The following is a 15,992-nucleotide window of genomic DNA, read 5'->3' as shown; positions in this document are numbered from 1 at the left end:
GTGTTGGCTTAGGAGGCAATAGTCTGCCGCCTAACAAATATTAGTAAATGGATGAGATAAACTGCTGTAATCGTTCTGAATCCGGGTTTGTAAATAGCTTAGCTGGATTTCCCTGTTCTTCCACTAAGCCTTGATGTAAAAACATCACATGGTTTGATACGTCACGTGCAAACGCCATTTCGTGCGTGACCACCAGCATAGTTCGCCCTTCATCTGCCAAATCTCTCATTACCCCCAGAACTTCTCCTACAAGTTCTGGGTCAAGCGCAGAAGTTGGCTCGTCAAACAACATCACCTCTGGGTCAACTGCTAGCGCACGGGCAATAGCTGCACGTTGCTGCTGGCCGCCAGATAAGTGCCCAGGGTAATAATCTTTACGCTCATACAAGCCTACTTTCTTAAGCAAGACTTCTGCATTTTCAATCGCTTGAGCTTTTGGCACGCCTAAGACATGAACAGGCGCTTCAATCACGTTTTCTAGTACGGTTAGGTGAGACCAGAGGTTGAAACCTTGGAAAACCATTGCCAGGCGTGAGCGAATACGTTGGACTTGCTTTTCATTAGCAGGAACAGATTCACCTGCTCTGTTGTTCTTCATTTGGATTAATTCACCATTTACCCAAATTTCGCCCGCGGTAGGCGTTTCTAGCAAGTTGATACATCTGAGAAAGGTACTCTTACCTGAGCCGGAAGAGCCAATGATGGAGATAACATCTCCTTTGTGCGCGGCAAGTGAAATGCCTTTTAAAACTTCATTTTGTCCAAATGTTTTGTGCAGGTCTTTTATATCTAGCGCTGGTACATCATTCATGCGCCCTACTCCCTGTGTTTTTGTCACTGCAATTAAGGGACTCCGCCCTCTCTAATTCGGAACAAATTAGCACCGCCCCTTGAAACTTGCAACAAATTATTAACCTAAATAATTCGAATAGAAAGATACGATAGACAAATTAATATGCAATATATAGCAACATATTCTTCAAAAGTTGAATATTAAATATAAAAAAGCCCCTTTCAAAGGGGCTTAATAAATTTACAAAAGTGTTAATTGAAACCTATTCGAGGTCGCAATGAATTAATTAAAACGACTGACTACCAACGAGTTTGAAGTACGTAATGTCACTTCATTTTCTAAGCCTTCTTTTTCAGAAGTAATGATGCCATCTAGGTCTTCATCTAGTTCAGGCTCTGACGCTTCACCATTGGAGAAGAAGCTCATGAAAACTTTAGAATCAATATTACTATCTTCATTCACTACTAAAGCAGTGCGATTAAAATCGTCCGAAGCTGAAACCTTCAAACCGTTAACGGCCGATGTTGGGAAGTTGTAGTAATGCAATTCAGGAACAACAACAGAATCACTATCACTTGTTGTGAAAATGCGATGTGTGACTCTGTAGTCGCCTGAAGTTGCAAAGTAAGCGACACGAGTAAAGCCTTCAGTAGACGATGTTAAGCCCATGTCCAGATCAATCACGGACTCTGCACTTCCTTGCGTTGATACACTTGGTTTTGTGTTCGGCAGGTTATCAATATTTAAGTAAGCACTCGGATCAACGTCAATATCCCATCCGTCAGAGATCGTTTCGTTAAGTAGAGACTCCCAACCATTAACTTGATTCTCTGAGAACGCCATGTATACCCAAGTTTCTTTATTCGTTGCACTAGGGCGATTATATTCAACGGCCGTTTTATCCAGCTTCAACGCGTCATATGCAAAGCCGTTAGTAACAAAGCCAATGTTAAGCGAGTCGTAAGTATAGTCAGAAGACGAATAAATGTTTGACGTATTATCCGCTCTAACTAAGGCTATCTCACCAGTTCCCCACGAACCAATACCATATTGGTAAAGCGCTTTGTCGCTTGAACCTGATTCATACTGAAACAATGCCGTTGGTTCACCTTTAAGCCCCATCAGTTCATCAGTAGGCAACATATCAGGGTTCGGAGACGTGAAAATATCGGTTTGCGAGACAAAGTTGTAATCTCCGCCACCTGATTCAGCATTTCGGTAATCTAAGTTAGTAAACTTATTGCTTGCTAAGTTACCGCCAGTAAAGCATTTGTTCAAAGAGTCTCGGTTTAGTGCAAAAGTAGCATTACGTAGTTTCTTATCTTCCAAGAACTCTTTTGAAAACGTGTTTACGCGAGCTTCTTTGCCGTTAAATTCTATTGCTTGAAACGTTATAAAGCCGCCGTCAGGGATATCTTCAAGATAAAACTTAAAGTTATCAGTGGTAGGTTTGATAATGTCTCCGGATCTTTTGCCATCTGCATCAGAGTAGTAACCGATAACATAGTTGGTCACTTGCTCTTTTGACGCTGCACTGTAGGTTAAAACCGTTTTATCGCCGTTCAGCTCAGTTTTGTGGTCATATACAGTACAACCTTTCGTAGTTGCTTCACTTTCAGTCATTGTTGCTGGTATAGCAAAATCAAAAGTAAACGCAGTTTTCGGCGCTGCACCACCGCCACCGCCGCCACCGCCGCCGCAACCGACCATTAACCCTGAGATGATTGCCACTAGTGGCAGTACTTTAAGCTGTTTCATGTCTTTTTCCTAAACTGAGCGGCAATGATTAGCCAAAAAATTGTCTTTGCTCTGTCCAAAGCAAGAATAAAGCCAGCTTTATATAATCACCGTGAATATTGACATTTAATCTGCATCTCGTGCAAAAGGACAAAAAGTTCTAATTTTATGCAACTTGTGTAATGAAATTACACAAGATCTCCGCATCTCATTCGCATGCCAGAAACTTTCTGTAGTTTTATTTCACAACCATTCTTAAAGTGATCTAAATCAATCACCCTAAATGGCTATCTTGCTAGACTCCTGCCAAAAGATGAGGCTTTTTTTGTGCCTCAACACAATAAGTTATTAGCTATGCTTAGGCACAGTGTCGACGTGTAACAAATCTAACAATAGCTAGCATAAGCGTGCCGCAGGATGCGGATTAACACAATTGAATGAAGAATTCATAACTTTTAAATATATGAGGAATCTATGTCAGACGCAGTTAACAAAACGCACTCTGATTCAGATATCGAGACCAAGAGCTACCGTGAGCTTCATCGTCCAGCATCTGAGTTCGCAAGCCGTTCAGACTACCTAGACCACGAACTACAAATCATGAAGCCACGTCGTTTTGGCTTGAACTTGCCAGGTCGTGACTTCCGCTTTGAGCTTGAAGACCTTGTTCCAGCGCTTGCTGGTACTATCGGTATTATCGCAATGTACTCTGCGGTAATGATGTCTTGGGCTGAAGGTCTTACTGCAGCATGGGACCACGTAAACTTAGGCAAGGACTTTGCTATCGAAGTTGCGCGTGTAGAAATGCTCATCCCTGCACTTCTTTTCTGTGTACTTGCCTCTGGTTTTATTAACCCTAAAGCCAACCTAGCAGGCAACCACGGCCCAATGATCCCTCTTATTGGTACCATCGCTCTTGCTGGTGCTCATCCTCTTGCATTAGCAATTCTCATTGGTGTGTTTGGTTTGATTTTGAGCCTCTTAAAAGGTGGGTCAAAACTGGTTAACCTCACCTCTGAAGGTACGGCTGGTGGCCTTCTTATTTTCCTAGGTTTAACCGGAACCATGAGCCAAATTAACTCTATTCAAGCTTGGGCTGTTGGTTTGCAATCCGATACGGTTGCCGCTGGTAGCATGGGTTACATCGGTCTAATTGTTCTTGCGGTTACCATTGGCTTATACGCGTTCCTTGCTAAAGTGAACAAACGCTGGCTAGCGATCCCTGTTTGTGCCTTCACTGGGCTTGCAATCGCACTTGCTCTTGGCGCAGGCTTCGATATTAAATTCGTAACCGAGACAGGCCTTCCAAACCTAAATCCAATCTACTGGTGGGGTTCAACAGAAGAAGGTTGGATGCTTGGTCTTCCTAATATGGAACACTTCATCGCTTCACTACCATTCGCCATTCTTGCGGTAGCAATGTGGTCACCTGACTTCTTGGGTCACCGTATCTTCCAAGAGATGAACTACCCACGTAAGAGTGAGAAAGTGCTGATGGACGTTGATGACACAATGACAATGTGTTCCGTTCGCCAAATGGTCGGTACTGCAGTGGGTGGTGGTAACATCACATCATCTTGGGGGACTTACATGATCCCTGCTGCAATCGCGAAACGCCCTATTCCTGCTGGCGCCATCTTACTAGGCTCTCTATGTATTATTGTTGCAATCCTTGGTTTTCCTATGGACGTTGCAGTATGGCCTCCAGTTATGCGCGTTGCTCTTCTCGTTGGTGTATCTCTACCACTGCTTGAAGCTGGCATGCAGATGGTGAAGGACTCGAAAGACTCACAAGCAGCAGGCATTTGTATCTTTGGTTCTGCCGTTGTTAATCCAGTTCTAGCTTGGGCACTAACTATGCTTTTAGATAACAACGGTTTAATTGGAGATAAAGAGCGCGCGTCTCGCCTATCATTTGTAGACAAGATTGTGATCCCAGTAAGCGTACTTGTTATCTGTTTAGTTGCTATGCTTGCAGTTGGTATGCTTGAAGGCCAGTATGGCATCCAAGCTTGGCTATAAGCTAGCAGTCCAGAAATTTGTGGGTAGCGCTCGTCGCTACCCCATTTTTATCGAGATTTTTGAGGATTTATTGATTTAGTTTAAGGTTTGCAAAAAAATTTTAGTTTAACCTCTAACTGTTGCTTAAAAAGAGAAACGTTAAAACTAGTGACAATATTTATAGTTTTGTAAATCGAATACGTAAATTTAAGACTATAAATATTGTTATTCATAAGAGTGTACTGTTCCCCTCTTTTATCTGGGGATAGCTGGCTCAACGGCGAAGCAGTACGTATTTTTTTCTACTAAAAAGGTAGGTATGTCATGGCAGAGCAATTTGCTAAAGCTTGGGAAGGTTTTGCTGCAGGCGACTGGCAAAACGAAGTAAACGTTCGTGATTTCATTCAGAAGAACTACACTCCGTACGAAGGCGACGAATCTTTCCTAGTTTCTGAAGGTACTGAAGCGACTAACAAGCTTTGGGCTAAGGTAATGGAAGGCATCAAACAAGAGAACGCGACTCACGCTCCTGTTGATTTTGATACTTCAGTTATCTCTACCATCACTGCTCACGATGCAGGCTACATCGAAAAAGACCTAGAAACTATCGTAGGTCTTCAAACTGACGCTCCTCTAAAACGTGCGATCATCCCTAACGGTGGTATCCGCATGGTTGAAGGTTCATGCAAAGCCTACGACCGCGAGCTAGACCCACAAGTTAAAAAAATCTATACAGAATACCGTAAAACTCACAACCAAGGCGTTTTCGATATCTACACTCCTCAAATCATGGCGTGTCGTAAATCTGGCGTACTGACTGGTCTTCCAGATGCATACGGTCGTGGTCGTATCATCGGTGACTACCGTCGTGTTGCTCTATACGGTATTGACTTCCTAATGAAGGATAAATTCGCGCAGTTCTCTTCTCTACAAGAGCGTTTTGAGAACGGCGAAGACCTACAAATGACAATGCAGCTTCGTGAAGAGATCGCAGAGCAACACCGTGCTCTAGGTCAAATCAAAGAAATGGCTGCAAAATACGGTTGTGATATTTCTCGTCCTGCTGAAACTGCGCAAGAAGCTATTCAGTGGACTTACTTCGGTTACCTAGCTGCTGTTAAATCTCAAAACGGTGCGGCTATGTCTCTAGGTCGTACTTCTACATTCCTAGACATCTTCATCGAACGTGATATCGCGGCTGGTAAGCTAACTGAAGAACAAGCTCAGGAAATGATCGACCACTTCGTAATGAAACTACGTATGGTTCGTTTCCTACGTACTCCTGAGTACGATGATCTATTCTCTGGCGACCCTATCTGGGCAACTGAGTCTATGGGTGGTATGGGTCTTGACGGTCGTACGCTAGTTACTCGTACAAACTTCCGTTTCCTAAACTCACTATACACTATGGGTCCTTCTCCAGAGCCAAACATCACTGTTCTTTGGTCTGAGCAACTACCTGAAGGCTTCAAGAAGTTCTGTGCGAAAGTATCTATCGATACTTCTTCTATTCAGTACGAAAATGACGACCTAATGCGTCCAGACATGAACTCTGACGACTACGCGATCGCATGTTGTGTATCTCCAATGGTTGTTGGTAAGCAAATGCAGTTCTTCGGTGCTCGTGCGAACCTTGCGAAAACAATGCTTTACACCATCAACGGTGGTGTGGATGAGAAGCTAAAAATCCAAGTTGGCCCGCAAATGCCTAAGATCGAAGGCGATGTTCTTAACTACGATGAACTGTGGGAGAAAATGGACCACTTCATGGATTGGCTAGCGAAACAATATGTGACTGCACTAAACGCTATCCACTTCATGCACGATAAGTACAGCTACGAAGCGGCACTAATGGCTCTACACGACCGTGACGTTAAACGTACTATGGCTTGTGGTATTGCTGGTCTATCTGTTGCGGCTGACTCACTATCTGCAATTAAATACGCAAAAGTTAAGCCAATTCGTGACGAAGACGGTCTAGCAATCGACTTCGAAATCGAAGGCGATTACCCTAAATTCGGTAACAACGACCCACGCGTTGATGACATTGCATGTGAACTTGTTTCTGTATTTATGGGCAAAATCCGTAAGCTTAAGACTTACCGTGATGCAATCCCTACTCAGTCAATTCTTACTATCACTTCAAACGTGGTTTACGGTAAGAAAACTGGTAACACGCCTGACGGTCGTCGTGCTGGTGCTCCATTTGCTCCAGGTGCAAACCCAATGCACGGTCGTGACGAGAAAGGTGCTGTAGCATCACTAACTTCAGTTGCTAAACTGCCGTTTGCTGACGCACAAGATGGTATCTCTTACACATTCTCTATCGTACCTAACGCACTAGGTAAAGATGAGGGTTCACAACGCGCTAACCTTGCTGGTCTTATGGATGGTTACTTCCACCACGAAGCGGGTATCGAAGGTGGTCAACACCTAAACGTGAACGTTCTTAACCGTGAAACTCTAGAAGACGCAGTTAAGCACCCAGAGAAATACCCTCAGCTAACAATCCGTGTATCTGGTTACGCTGTTCGCTTCAACTCTCTAACTGCAGAGCAACAAGCTGACGTAATCGCGCGTACATTCACTGAGTCTCTATAAGACTATAGCGAAATAACGTTCTAGTAATACAACAAAGGCTGATGCTAAGTAGCATCAGCCTTTTTTTATTTCTTGAATGAAAGTTGTGATATCGCGAAAGACTTTTGCCCGCATTCTTACGTATGATGCGAAAAAAGTTAGCAAATAAAGTCTATGAGATTTAGTAAATTAATTATTCTTACCCTTCTTTCTCCAGTTGCAATAGCATCCACTAAGTCTACGGTTTCTTTTACCATCGACAACGATGGTATTTTTGGCGTCGATCAAGACTATACGAATGGTGTTTTCCTTTCTTACGCGACAGACCAACTGACACAAGAAAGCCAATGGAAATGGCTGAGTCTAGCTAACTCAGAGCACGCCAATATCGATAAAATAGAGTTGGTTCTTGGCCACAAGATGTGGACTCCAAGCGACATTGAAGCCGATTATCCACTAATCAATGATCGCCCATATGCCGGTTACCTACACACCGAAATCAACTACCTTTCCCTAACGAGTGACAAAGCTGTACGGTACAATTTCACCATAGGAACTACGGGTGAAAGTTCGCTATCAGAAAAGGCGCAAGAAATCGTTCACGGCATAACAGGATCGACGGACCCTCAAGGTTGGGATTACCAGATTGAAGATAAAGTGGCGTTCAGCCTTGGTTACCGCGTATTTAACAAATTGATGCGCAGCGAAGAACAAAAAACACAATGGGAGATCACCAACATTAACGACATCAATGCGGGTAACTTCCGTAGTGATGTCTCTCAAGGCGTCATGTTTCGTTGGGGTACAAACCTAGCGAATAGCATCGGAGCCGCCAATATCAGTGTCGAAAGCCCTTTCTCAGCAAGTATGATCGCTCAGAACACGTCGAGTTGGTTCTTGTTCACCGGGTTTGAAGGTCGTTACCGCTTTAATGACATGACTATCGAAGGAGATCGTCCTGGCATTCCTGAACCGTCAGCGCCATACGACGTCACACTGCAAAATTGGCAAGCAAGTGCCGTCGCGGGGGTATCTTGGTACAACCAAAATTACGGTGCAAGCATCACCTTTACAATTAAAACACCGGATTATGAAGAAGCCCAAACCGATGTTTATGGGACAGGCTCGTTCTCCGTGTTCGCCTTTTTCTAAAAACTGGATTATCCCAGCATCGAAGTCAATCTAGATACACGGCAAGTTCTCGGGGTAGGTATTAACCACCTCGTGTTCAAGCGTTTATGTAGATTGGCTCCATCTATTTTCTTTCTTCAAATAACCTTGCCTTTAGTACCGACAAAGCTGTTTTAACCCTGCTTTTTGTAATAAAATAACAGCTAGAATTTACTAGTAATGAGAGCAAAAGATGTCAACAGCTGGTCGTATTCACTCATTTGAGTCATGTGGTACCGTAGACGGACCTGGTATTCGATTTATCGTCTTCTTGCAAGGTTGTTTAATGCGCTGTAAGTATTGCCATAACCGCGATACTTGGGACACGCATGATGGCAAAGAAGTCACGGTTGAAGAAATCATTTCCGAAGCGAAAAGTTACCGCCACTTCATGAATGCATCAGGTGGTGGCGTTACTTGTTCTGGCGGCGAAGCGATGCTTCAACCGGAATTCGTACGTGATTTTTTCCGCGCAGCTAAAACCGAAGGCATTCATACATGTCTAGATACTAACGGTTATGTTCGTAAGCACACTGATGTTATCGATGAAGTACTGGATGCAACAGACTTAGTCATGCTTGACATCAAACACATGAAAGACGAAGTGCACCAAGATCTCATCGGTGTATCCAACCGACGCACATTGGACTTTGCTCGTTACTTGCAAAAAATCGGAAAGAAAACATGGATTCGCTATGTCGTCGTGCCTGGTTACACAGATGACCCAGAAGCAGCACACATGCTTGGTGAATTTATTAAAGACATGGATAACATCGAAAAGGTCGAGTTACTTCCTTACCACAAATTAGGGGCTCATAAGTGGGAAGCGTTAGGCTTAGAATACCCACTCGAAGGCGTAAACCCGCCACCGAAAGAAACCATGGATGAAATTCAATCCATTCTTGCTCAATACAACGATAACGTAAAATACTAAGTGAACCGCAAGACTAACCTCTTTAAAATACCAGCTTATTGCTGGTATTTTTTTGATTATATCTAAGCCTTATCAGTGAGTTTCTCTGCGGTCATTTAGGTATAAAAAGAACGATAGAAATGATTGCGTCATGTTCGCATAGGAAGGAAGTAACATGGATTTGTTTAACTTAGGCTCTCTTGTTGTCTCAATTTGGATAGTAGTAGTCTACTGCCTACCAGATTGGAAAAAAGTCGTTTGGCCCAAACTGGAAAAAGAAAAAGGATTTCAGCACCTCGTTTTTGCAACGCTCTTCTTTTTCAGTATTTTATGGGCAGCTCAAGCAGGTGTAAAAGAAGGATTACAGATTCATTTTCTTGCACTAACAACGCTGACGATGATGTATGGTTGGCGCATGGCATTTATACTCAGCATTCCCGCTATGTTGGTCAACCACCTACAACATGATGTGTCCTTGCTACTCTTACCCACGTCGTTAGTTCTATCAGCCCTAATTCCGATTTTCATTAGTTACTTAGTGTTTCTTCTGAGTTACCACTACTTGCCACGAAACATTTTTGTTTTCATCTTCGTTGCTGGATTTTTCAATGGCGCGATAACAGGAAGTCTGCACCTCATCATTAACTCTTTTTATCACCTATCAGTTGGTCACTACGATTGGGAAACCATTCAACATAACTACTTTGTTTTTGTGCCGTTGCTCGCCTTTCCAGAAGGTCTATTAAATGGTATGGCACTGGCGGTTTTAACCGTATTCAAGCCAGAGTGGCTGAGAGTATTTTCAGACCGAGACTACATATACAATCATTACCATAAATAAGTGTTTTCAAACTGGTCAAAAGTGACAGTTCTTGCCATTTTTTAGTATTAAATATGTGTTGAGATCATGTTTCACTCATGTCTTAAGCGTTAACCTAAGCACATTAAAAATGTATTAGATATCTAGTGAGGTCACCATGGAAATGTCAAACGCTCAACGTTTGATTCTATCAAACCAATACAACCTTATGTCTCAACTTGATCCAAGTAATGCGGCCAAATACAAACGCTTACAAACGATCGTTGAACGTGGTTATGAACTACAAATGCGAGAGTTGAACAAAGATTTCGGCTGCCTCTCAGAAGCAGAATGTCGTGAGATCATCGACGTTATGGAGATGTATCATGCGATGCAAGAATCTTACAACATGCTAGACGATGAAGACCGCAGCAACGTAGATCAGCGCCGCTTGAAGTTCTTGGGATTTGATATCGCTTCAGAAGCGCAACAAGTACATTACGTACGTTTTCTCATCGATTCTGAAGGTTTGTACCCTCAGTTTGACAAGGCAGATCATCACTTTAACAGCCAAATGCCGATGCTAGATAAATACCGCCGTATGCTGCAAACTTGGCGTAACTGCCCTCGTCAGTATCATTTATGTGAAAACGAACTAGCGCAAATCTTCAGCGCATAAAATGGTCGTCTAAGAATGAGGAGAGCGCCCGCTCTCCTTGTTATTTACCCTGTCACAAACTTATCTAAGACTTTGCTCTCTTCCTACCTCTTTCACTTACCTTGCTCAATGTAGAACAACGAATCACTGAGACTCTTCTGTCTTTGCCAAATATTTGATTTCTATTGCACCTATTCACGACATAAATTCGTCCTTAATAAAAGAGTGATTCAAATGTCACTTTTACAATAAATTCATAATTGTTAAGCAAAATTGCAAATCCCCGACTAGGCTTAAGTAGAGAAAGGCTGTGATTGAAAAATTCATATCCACCGCTCACCGTTGTAACGAAAAAACCGTCCATAAAGCAAAGTCTTTGGTGTCGCCAATCTTACATTCTGTACGAACCAAATGTGATAACAGGACGTATATTCAAACAACAACGAGCATAACTGTTGGTGGAAAGCCTGAATCAACGTTCGTCGGTAGACTGACTATTAAAGGGGAAAGCGACATGAGTATTTTCGACCACTATCAATCAAGATATGAAGCTGCAAAAGATGAAGAGATGTCGTTACAGGAGTTTTTAGCCCTGTGTAAAGATGACAAAAGCGCTTATGCTAATGCAGCAGAACGCCTACTGATGGCGATTGGTGAACCAGAGATAATCGATACGGCAAAGGATCCGAGACTAAGCCGAATCTTCTCGAATCGTGTTATCTCTCGTTATGAAACCTTTAAAGACTTTTATGGCATGGAAGATGCCATAGAACAAATTGTGTCTTACCTAAAACATGCGGCGCAAGGCCTAGAAGAGCGTAAGCAGATTCTTTACCTACTCGGCCCTGTAGGTGGCGGTAAGTCTTCGCTTGCAGAAAAGCTTAAGGCTCTGATGGAACAGATGCCTATTTATGTTCTTACTGCTAACGGCGAACGCAGCCCAGTGAATGACCATCCATTCTGCCTATTCAAAGCCACAGAAGATGGCGATATTTTGAAAAAAGAATACGGCATCGAGCACCGTTATCTTCGCTCGATCATGTCTCCTTGGGCCGCTAAACGTCTTCACGAGTTTGGTGGTGATATCACCAAATTTAAAGTAGTGAAAGTACGCCCTTCTATCCTTGACCAAATCGGTATTGCCAAAACTGAACCAGGCGATGAAAACAACCAAGATATCTCATCATTGGTTGGTAAAGTCGATATTCGTAAGCTTGAACACTATTCGCAAGACGATCCAGACGCTTACAGCTACTCCGGTGCGCTGTGTAAAGCAAACCAAGGTTTAATGGAATTCGTTGAGATGTTCAAAGCACCAATCAAAGTGCTTCACCCGCTGTTAACAGCAACGCAAGAAGGCAACTTCAACGGTACAGAAGGCCTTTCTGCGATTCCATTCGACGGTATGATTCTGGCTCACTCAAACGAATCTGAGTGGCAGACCTTCCGTAACAACAAGAACAATGAAGCGTTCTTGGACCGTGTTTATATTGTGAAGGTACCTTACTGTCTACGTGTTTCAGAAGAAGTCAAAATCTACCAAAAACTTCTTGAAAACAGTGAGTTGTCTCAAGCCCCTTGTTCACCAAGCACGCTCGAGACTCTGGCACAATTCAGTATTCTTTCTCGGCTTAAAGAGCCTGAAAACTCGTCCATCTTCTCTAAGATGCGCGTATACGACGGTGAAACGCTGAAAGATACGGATCCAAAGGCAAAAAGCTATCAAGAGTATCGTGATTATGCTGGTGTCGATGAAGGCATGAACGGTCTCTCAACACGTTTTGCCTTTAAGATTTTGTCACGCGTATTTAACTTCGACCAAACCGAAGTGGCAGCCAACCCTGTACATCTATTCTATGTGATTGAACAACAGGTTGAGCGCGAACAGTTCCCTGCTGAAACAGCAGAGAAATATCTCGAGTTCTTGAAAGGCTACCTAGTGCCTCGATACGTTGAATTTATCGGTAAAGAGATTCAGACCGCTTATCTTGAGTCTTACTCTGAATACGGCCAAAACATCTTCGATCGATATGTCACCTATGCAGACTTCTGGATTCAAGACCAAGAGTACCGAGATCCAGAAACTGGTCAGCTATTTGATCGCTCTTCACTGAATGCTGAGCTAGAGAAGATCGAAAAAACAGCTGGTATTTCTAACCCGAAAGATTTCCGAAACGAAATCGTTAACTTTGTGCTTCGTGCGAAAGCGAATAACAATGGTCAAAACCCGGTTTGGACCAGCTACGAAAAACTGCGCACAGTAATCGAGAAGAAAATGTTCTCCAATACCGAAGAGCTACTTCCGGTTATCTCATTTAATGCGAAAACCTCTTCTGAAGATCAGAAGAAGCACGACGACTTTGTCGCTCGCATGATGGAAAAAGGCTATACCGAGAAACAGGTTCGCCTACTTTCTGAGTGGTACCTACGAGTACGTAAGTCATCCTAACCCAGTATTGAGTTAGGTCGCTTGTGAAACATGAAGAGGGCTATTTCATGGCGCAATTTATAGACCGAAGGCTCAATGGCAAGAACAAGAGCGCTGTTAATCGACAGCGCTTCTTGAAGCGCCACAAAGAGCAAATAAAAGAGTCGGTAGCAGACGCAGTGAATCGACGCTCGATTACGAATACGGAAACGGGCGAAGACGTCTCTATCCCTCACAAAGACATCAACGAGCCTATATTTCATCAAGGCAAAGGTGGTGTTCGCGAACGAGTTCATCCCGGTAACGACCAATTCATTACTGGTGATAAAATTGAGCGTCCCAAAGGTGGCGGTCAGGGTAGCGGCTCAGGAGAAGGGAACGCCAGTCCAGATGGAGAAGGCCAAGACGAATTTGTATTCCAAATATCAAAAGATGAGTACCTCGATATTTTGTTCGAAGATCTCGAGCTGCCTAATCTAGAAAAAAACCAAATTGCCAAAATCACTGAATGGAAAACACACCGTGCAGGCTTTCAAACTGCCGGTATCCCTTCCAATATCGCCGTAGTACGTTCTCTGCAACAATCTCTTGCGCGCCGTACTGCAATGACTGCTGGTAAGAAACGACTTCTTAAAGAGTTAGAAGACGAACTTGCTCGCATCAAAAATATTGAACCTGCTCAGCAGTTTGAAGAGAACCGCTTGAAGGCTGAAATTGAAGAACTGCGCAAGAAAATCGAAAGCGTGCCTTTCATCGATACCTTCGACTTACGCTTCAAGAACTATGAGAAACGCCCGGTACCATCGAGCCAAGCGGTCATGTTCTGTCTAATGGACGTATCCGGTTCGATGGATCAGGCAACGAAAGACATCGCAAAACGCTTCTATGTTCTTTTGTACTTGTTCTTAACTCGTACCTACGAGAATGTCGAAGTCGTCTTTATCCGCCACCATACCCAAGCGAAGGAAGTGGACGAGCACGAATTTTTCTACTCACAAGAAACCGGGGGTACCATTGTATCTAGCGCGCTCAAGTTAATGGATGAAATAGTAAAAGAGCGATACCCGATTGGTCAGTGGAACATATATGCAGCTCAAGCATCCGACGGTGACAACTGGGCAGATGATTCGCCAAGATGCCGGGATCTGTTAGTGAACAAATTACTTCCAAACTGTCAGTACTACTCTTACATAGAGATCACGCGGCGCTCGCACCAAACTCTATGGCATGAGTACGAAAAACTCACTGAAGAGTTTCCTAATTTCGCAATGAAAAACATTCGCTCTGTGGAGGATATTTTCCCAGTCTTTCGTGAACTATTCCAAAAAGAAACGGCGTAAGGAGGCTAGCGATGAATACCGCAACGAGAAACCTCTCAGGAGAGGCGCCTAAGAAGCGTAACAGTAAAGTGTTGCCAGATGGACCAGATTGGACATTTGAGCTGTTAGAGCGATACCACAAAGAAATTAAGCGTGTCGCGGAGCATTATCGCCTAGACACTTACCCTAACCAAATAGAAGTGATTACTTCAGAGCAGATGATGGATGCCTATTCAAGTATCGGCATGCCAATCAATTACAACCACTGGTCATTTGGTAAAAAATTCATTCAAACAGAGCAGAACTATAAACATGGTCAAATGGGGTTAGCCTACGAGATTGTGATTAACTCCGACCCTTGTATTGCTTATTTGATGGAAGAAAATACGGTAACAATGCAAGCACTCGTGATAGCGCACGCGTGTTACGGCCATAACTCTTTTTTCAAAGGTAATTACCTATTCCAAACGTGGACTGACGCCAGCTCTATTATCGACTATCTGCTGTTCGCGAAAAAGTATTTAGCCGAGTGTGAAGAACGGTATGGCGTAAAAGAAGTGGAAAAGCTGCTCGACTCTTGTCATGCGTTAATGAACTTTGGTGTAGACCGCTACAAGCGTCCAGAGAAAATCTCAATTACAGAGGAAAAAGCAAGACAAGAAGAACGCGAAGCATACCTACAATCTCAAGTTAATGAGCTTTGGCGCACCGTACCGACAGCCAAGACGAAAGAGGAAGACATTAAAGAGCGATTCCCAAGCGAGCCTCAGGAAAACTTGCTCTACTTCTTCGAAAAACATGCGCCGTTGCTAGAGCCGTGGCAACGTGAAGTTGTTCGGATCGTCCGTAAGATCAGTCAGTATTTTTATCCGCAAAAACAAACGCAAGTCATGAATGAGGGCTGGGCAACGTTCTGGCACTACACCATACTCAACCATCTTTATGATGAGGGCTTGGTGTCTGAAAAATTCATTCTAGAGTTCTTACATAGCCACACCAGTGTCGTGGCTCAGCCGCCTTATAACAGTCCTTACTTTAATGGCATTAACCCCTACGCGTTAGGCTTTGCCATGTTCCGAGATATTAAGCGTATCTGTGAAGAACCAACTGATGAGGACAAAGAGTGGTTTCCAGATTTAGCAGGAACCGACTGGTTAGATGCAGTGCATTTCGCGATGCATAATTTCAAAGATGAAAGCTTTATTAGCCAATACCTTTCTCCGAAATTAATGCGTGATTTCAAGTTGTTTGCGATCAACGATGATGATCATAAGAACTTTATTGAAGTCGCTGCGATACACGATGAGATGGGTTATAAACGCATTAGAGAAACCCTAGCCGCTCAGTACAACTTATCTAATCTTGAGCCAAACATTCAGGTGTTTAATGTCGATGTCCGTGGTGATCGATCGCTTACGTTGCAGTACGTTCCTCACAACCGCATCCCACTTGATGATAGTTACGAAGAAGTTCTAAAGCACGTGTATCGATTATGGGGCTTTGATGTCATTCTCCAAGAAGTGAAAGACACCGGTCACCGAGAGGTCTTAGCGACCTGCCCTAAACGGAACCAATACGACACTAACATTTAACT

Annotated in this window: 11 protein-coding genes; 9 read left to right on the top strand and 2 right to left on the bottom strand. The window is 43.4% G+C overall.

Features of this window, described 5'->3' with window-relative positions:
- Nucleotides 1–40 precede the first annotated feature (40 nt).
- Nucleotides 41–811, bottom strand: a complete 771-nt coding sequence (locus R7O12_RS12600) for an ABC transporter ATP-binding protein (RefSeq protein ID WP_005378438.1) — start codon at nucleotides 809–811, stop codon at nucleotides 41–43.
- A gap of 264 nt (nucleotides 812–1,075) precedes the next feature.
- Complete coding sequence (locus R7O12_RS12595) at nucleotides 1,076–2,551, bottom strand: 54K polar flagellar sheath protein A (RefSeq protein WP_115385845.1); 1,476 nt, start codon at nucleotides 2,549–2,551, stop codon at nucleotides 1,076–1,078.
- A gap of 453 nt (nucleotides 2,552–3,004) precedes the next feature.
- Here R7O12_RS12595 and R7O12_RS12590 point away from each other — a divergent pair, with 453 nt between their 5' ends.
- The 9 genes from R7O12_RS12590 (at nucleotide 3,005) to R7O12_RS12550 (ending at nucleotide 15,990) form a co-directional block, all read left to right on the top strand.
- Entirely contained in the window at nucleotides 3,005–4,552 is a 1,548-nt protein-coding gene (locus tag R7O12_RS12590; RefSeq protein WP_005378441.1) for a DUF3360 family protein, read from the top strand.
- 303 nt (nucleotides 4,553–4,855) lie between these two features.
- Nucleotides 4,856–7,132 carry a formate C-acetyltransferase gene (gene pflB, locus R7O12_RS12585; RefSeq protein ID WP_005378442.1) on the top strand — a complete coding sequence of 759 codons (2,277 nt, stop codon included), beginning with the start codon at nucleotides 4,856–4,858 and terminating at the stop codon, nucleotides 7,130–7,132.
- 153 nt (nucleotides 7,133–7,285) lie between these two features.
- Nucleotides 7,286–8,263 carry a lipid A deacylase LpxR family protein gene (locus R7O12_RS12580; RefSeq protein ID WP_005378443.1) on the top strand — a complete coding sequence of 326 codons (978 nt, stop codon included), beginning with the start codon at nucleotides 7,286–7,288 and terminating at the stop codon, nucleotides 8,261–8,263.
- Nucleotides 8,264–8,474: 211 nt separating this feature from the next.
- Entirely contained in the window at nucleotides 8,475–9,215 is a 741-nt protein-coding gene (gene pflA, locus R7O12_RS12575; RefSeq protein WP_005387854.1) for a pyruvate formate lyase 1-activating protein, read from the top strand.
- Between the two features lie 154 nt (nucleotides 9,216–9,369).
- Nucleotides 9,370–10,035: an energy-coupling factor ABC transporter permease gene (locus R7O12_RS12570; protein ID WP_318125891.1), complete on the top strand. Its 666-nt coding sequence runs from the start codon at nucleotides 9,370–9,372 to the stop codon at nucleotides 10,033–10,035.
- A gap of 136 nt (nucleotides 10,036–10,171) precedes the next feature.
- The gene (locus tag R7O12_RS12565; protein WP_005378446.1) at nucleotides 10,172–10,672 is read left to right on the top strand and encodes a YfbU family protein; all 501 of its coding nucleotides are present in this window, start codon (nucleotides 10,172–10,174) and stop codon (nucleotides 10,670–10,672) included.
- A 493-nt stretch (nucleotides 10,673–11,165) separates the two neighbouring features.
- Complete coding sequence (locus R7O12_RS12560) at nucleotides 11,166–13,100, top strand: PrkA family serine protein kinase (protein WP_005378447.1); 1,935 nt, start codon at nucleotides 11,166–11,168, stop codon at nucleotides 13,098–13,100.
- A 47-nt stretch (nucleotides 13,101–13,147) separates the two neighbouring features.
- Nucleotides 13,148–14,419: a YeaH/YhbH family protein gene (locus R7O12_RS12555; protein ID WP_005378448.1), complete on the top strand. Its 1,272-nt coding sequence runs from the start codon at nucleotides 13,148–13,150 to the stop codon at nucleotides 14,417–14,419.
- 11 nt (nucleotides 14,420–14,430) lie between these two features.
- Nucleotides 14,431–15,990, top strand: coding sequence for a SpoVR family protein (locus R7O12_RS12550; protein ID WP_005378449.1), 1,560 nt, complete (start codon nucleotides 14,431–14,433; stop codon nucleotides 15,988–15,990).
- The last annotated feature ends 2 nt before the right edge of the window (nucleotides 15,991–15,992 follow it).

This window comes from Vibrio sp. Vb1574, from assembly GCF_033338675.1.
This window is presented reverse-complemented; position numbering and strand designations above follow the sequence as displayed.

Excerpts from the sequence above, each read along its gene's own strand:
- R7O12_RS12600 (WP_005378438.1), bottom strand. The coding sequence starts at position 811 with ATGAATGATGTACCAGCGCTAGATATAAAAGACCTGCACAAAACATTT.
- R7O12_RS12595 (WP_115385845.1), bottom strand. The coding sequence starts at position 2,551 with ATGAAACAGCTTAAAGTACTGCCACTAGTGGCAATCATCTCAGGGTTA.
- R7O12_RS12590 (WP_005378441.1), top strand. The coding sequence starts at position 3,005 with ATGTCAGACGCAGTTAACAAAACGCACTCTGATTCAGATATCGAGACC.
- pflB (WP_005378442.1), top strand. The coding sequence starts at position 4,856 with ATGGCAGAGCAATTTGCTAAAGCTTGGGAAGGTTTTGCTGCAGGCGAC.
- R7O12_RS12580 (WP_005378443.1), top strand. The coding sequence starts at position 7,286 with ATGAGATTTAGTAAATTAATTATTCTTACCCTTCTTTCTCCAGTTGCA.
- pflA (WP_005387854.1), top strand. The coding sequence starts at position 8,475 with ATGTCAACAGCTGGTCGTATTCACTCATTTGAGTCATGTGGTACCGTA.
- R7O12_RS12570 (WP_318125891.1), top strand. The coding sequence starts at position 9,370 with ATGGATTTGTTTAACTTAGGCTCTCTTGTTGTCTCAATTTGGATAGTA.
- R7O12_RS12565 (WP_005378446.1), top strand. The coding sequence starts at position 10,172 with ATGGAAATGTCAAACGCTCAACGTTTGATTCTATCAAACCAATACAAC.
- R7O12_RS12560 (WP_005378447.1), top strand. The coding sequence starts at position 11,166 with ATGAGTATTTTCGACCACTATCAATCAAGATATGAAGCTGCAAAAGAT.
- R7O12_RS12555 (WP_005378448.1), top strand. The coding sequence starts at position 13,148 with ATGGCGCAATTTATAGACCGAAGGCTCAATGGCAAGAACAAGAGCGCT.
- R7O12_RS12550 (WP_005378449.1), top strand. The coding sequence starts at position 14,431 with ATGAATACCGCAACGAGAAACCTCTCAGGAGAGGCGCCTAAGAAGCGT.